Origin of the sequence: Nonomuraea sp. NPDC052129 (assembly GCF_040680095.1) — a bacterium.
Classification (GTDB): Bacteria; Actinomycetota; Actinomycetes; order Streptosporangiales; family Streptosporangiaceae; genus Nonomuraea.
The window spans coordinates 1-1,954 of record NZ_JBFAVX010000082.1 but is presented as its reverse complement, the minus strand read 5'-3'; the positions used below and the strand labels follow the sequence as shown (position 1 = coordinate 1,954).

At 67.3% G+C, this 1,954-nt stretch carries 4 protein-coding genes; 1 reads left to right on the top strand and 3 read right to left on the bottom strand.

The window, feature by feature from the left end:
• Positions 1-213 precede the first annotated feature (213 nt).
• Complete coding sequence (locus tag AB0L53_RS59250; RefSeq protein ID WP_364015903.1) at positions 214-618, bottom strand: nuclear transport factor 2 family protein; 405 nt, start codon at positions 616-618, stop codon at positions 214-216.
• A 38-nt stretch (positions 619-656) separates the two neighbouring features.
• Between AB0L53_RS59250 and AB0L53_RS59245 the strand changes: the two genes are divergently transcribed.
• Positions 657-1,247, top strand: coding sequence for a helix-turn-helix domain-containing protein (locus AB0L53_RS59245; protein WP_364015900.1), 591 nt, complete (start codon positions 657-659; stop codon positions 1,245-1,247).
• Positions 1,248-1,306: 59 nt separating this feature from the next.
• Here AB0L53_RS59245 and AB0L53_RS59240 read toward each other — a convergent pair whose 3' ends face one another.
• On the bottom strand, positions 1,307-1,564 hold the full coding sequence (locus AB0L53_RS59240) for a hypothetical protein (protein WP_364015897.1): 258 nt from the start codon (positions 1,562-1,564) through the stop codon (positions 1,307-1,309).
• Between the two features lie 75 nt (positions 1,565-1,639).
• Positions 1,640-1,954 (bottom strand): hypothetical protein (locus AB0L53_RS59235; RefSeq protein ID WP_364015894.1); only part of this gene is annotated, 315 nt, incomplete at its 5' end.

Sequence of the window (1,954 nt, the reverse complement as noted above, 5' to 3'; positions counted from 1 at the left end):
GTTATCTAGGGTTGGAGGACCCTTCCAGCAGGTCAGAGGACGATGATCTCTTCTTTCACGTAGGCCAAGTTGACCGAGCTCGGCCCGCGACGCCACCCGCCAGGCGGACGGGTGCCGCCCACTCCCGTCCGACGAACCCTGCGAAAGGGGCAGACACCCGTGGAGATGCGTCAAGCCTGGCAAGCCCCGCGGTGAGCGGCTGGCACTCGAGACCTACGAACCCGACCCCCCGGTGCTGTCCGCGTTGCCGAGGGTTCGTCCCAGCTGGTCGATGCGCCGCACCCGTCCGTCCTCAGTGACCTCGCCGATGAGGATCCACTCGATCACCACGTGTCCGAGTTTGCGGTGGTCGGTGCTGAGGGAGCAGCGTGCGGCGAACCGGGGGCCGTCGATGAGGAGATCGTCGATGCGCATCTCGCAGGCGGTGACGTTCTTGCGGGCCGGAGGGGCGTGCGCGATCAGCTGGTCGCGGGTGAGTTTCGTGCCGTCGGTCACCCAGACCGCATCGTCGGTCAGGGTGCGGTTCACGATCTGCGCCGGGTCCTCGTCGGAGAGGGCCATGTCGCGGGTGTAGTCGATCAGCAGGCGGCGCGCGGCCGCTTCAGTTATCTCTGACATGCGTGTCATTTTTAGGGGTGCTGTTATGATTGTCAACCGTGTCAGAGATAAGGCGTCGTCGTCAGCGGGTCGAGGTCGGACGCAACCGTGCCGCCTTGGTCATGGCAGCGATCCGGACGCTTGCTGAGCGCCCCGAGGCAAGCATGGCCGAGATCGCGTCAGCGGCAGGCGTGGCGCGGCAGACCGCGCATGTGCACTTCGGCACCCGCGAAGCGCTCCTTGCCGCGGTGCGCGACGAGTTGAGCCGTCGGGCGATCGACGTGCTGGATGCCGCCGACCTTGAGGCCGGCACCGCCACCCAGGCCCTCGGCCGGTTCCTCGACGCGGCCGGAACTTTGCTGGCCGAGCAGGTGGCATCCAGTCACGCGGATACCGACATGGAGGAGGAGGCGGACCGCCACCTGCCCGTCGAGCAGCGCCTGGAGGCCCTGATCCGCCGCGGCCGTGACAGCGGCGAGTTTGCGACCGATCTGGAGACCGGCTGGCTGGTCGCCGCGACGATCGCGCTCGGCCACGCCGCCGACCACCAGATTCGCATCGGCCGCCTGGAGACACAGGTCGCGGCAAATCAATTCCGGACCTCGGTGATGCGCCTGTATGGCGTCAACGACCCCGACCATGCACGGTGACACGCGGCCCCGGTCCAGCCGCGCAGGCCGCACTCAGGACCGCTTTGAGCAGCGGTGCCTCAGGCCAGGAGACCCAGGGTTTCGGGCGTTTCCCAGGCCGTCAGCTGCCGCTCAGGGTCGGTTTCCTGCTGTGACAACTGGTTGATCAGGTCGGCGAGGGCTTGCCGGTCCAGCGCGGACAGATCCTGCAGGACGGTGACCACCGGTTCCAGCACCTTGATCGTGGCCTCCGGCCTGATGACGTCGGCATCGCTGTGATCAAGCCAGATGACGACCTCGGTGAGGGCTTTGGCGAGGGTGTGTTCGAGCGGGGTCATGATGGGCTCCTGGCTGGTCGTCGAATTGCGAGGCATGTCCGGGAGCGGCTGACAGGACACGGGAGGCGGCCTTGGTCAGCGTGCTGCCGACTCGGTGAGCCGGGCTTCCATCTCGGCGATCATCTGGGCGAGCAGGCCGGTGTTCTCCTGCTTGACCACCTGGGGGCCGACCGTGTCGATGCCGGAGACCTTGGTGATGCACTCGTCGACGGCCGTGGCCATCGTGCCGAACTCCTGGCGCGCGATGGACTTGTCGTTGCCGGCCTCGAAGGTGGTGGCGCGGTGCATGTCTTTCATCGCGGTCATCGCGGTGCGGGCGGCGGACATTGCGTCGCGGGCGCCGAACTCATCGCCCAGGCCCTGGCGCATGTAGCGGGTGACGAAGACCCG